At 68.9% G+C, this 901-nt stretch carries 1 protein-coding gene; it reads left to right on the top strand.

What is annotated here, in order from left to right; translation table 11 throughout:
• Positions 1-95: 95 nt before the first annotated feature.
• Positions 96-901, top strand: an 806-nt coding sequence (locus I71_RS23655) for a DEAD/DEAH box helicase (RefSeq protein WP_244434008.1), incomplete at its 3' end; no start/stop codon positions are given.

Below are 901 nucleotides of genomic sequence, written 5' to 3'. Positions count from 1 at the left end.
CTTCACGAGGACGCTGGGCCTGCTGCACGATGCCGTGCAAATATGCTCAGGCCTTTCAAGAGTACCTGTCAATGCCCAACGGCAGGAAGGGACAGGTGGACCATTCCACGGCCGGGGCCATCTACGCGCTGGAACGGTACAAGGATCATGCCGGCTGGATGCTGGCCTATGCGGTGGCCGGCCACCATGCCGGGATTCCTGACGGTGGGGGAGGGGAGAGGAGCAGCCTGAAAGGGCGGATCGCCGAATCGCCCTCCGCGACGGCCGCGCGGGCGGGGTTCATGGCAGAGGTCGCGCCGCTGTTGCCGGACAGCCTGCCGCCGGTAACCTTCGGCAACGGGTTCCAGGCGTCGCTGTTCGTGCGCATGCTGTTTTCCTGCCTGACCGATGCCGACGCACTGGCGACCGAAGCCTTTTCCGATCCGGATACGGCGGCGGAGCGGGGCCACGCCCCGGATCCGGACGCACTGGCGGCAGCGCTCGACCGCCATCTGGCGGAGAAGATGGCAAAGGCCGAGGGCCGCAGCCCCGTCAACCCCATCCGGGAGGAGGTGCTGGATCGCTGCCGCGCCGCCGCCCTGAGGCCGCCGGGGGTGTTTTCCCTGGCGGTGCCGACGGGGGGCGGAAAAACGCTGTCCTCGCTCGCCTTCGGCTTGGCCCACCTGCGGCACCACCGGGAACGCGGCATGCGGCGGGTGATCTACGTGATCCCCTATCTCAGCATCATCGAGCAGACCGCCCAGGAGTTCCGCGACCGGGTCTTCGCCGGCCTGCCCGGCGCGGTGGTGGAGCATCATTGTGCCTATCGCCCACCCCAGGACACGAAGGGCCGGGAGGCGGAAGAGGGCAGCGGTCCCGACCGGCACAAGCTGGCGGCGGAGAACTGGGACGCGCCGGTCGT

The sequence above is a fragment of the Azospirillum sp. B506 genome, from assembly GCF_000333595.1.
Classification (GTDB): Bacteria; Pseudomonadota; Alphaproteobacteria; order Azospirillales; family Azospirillaceae; genus Azospirillum.
The sequence above is the reverse complement of the archived record's forward strand: the minus strand, read 5'-3'. Positions and strand labels throughout refer to the sequence as shown.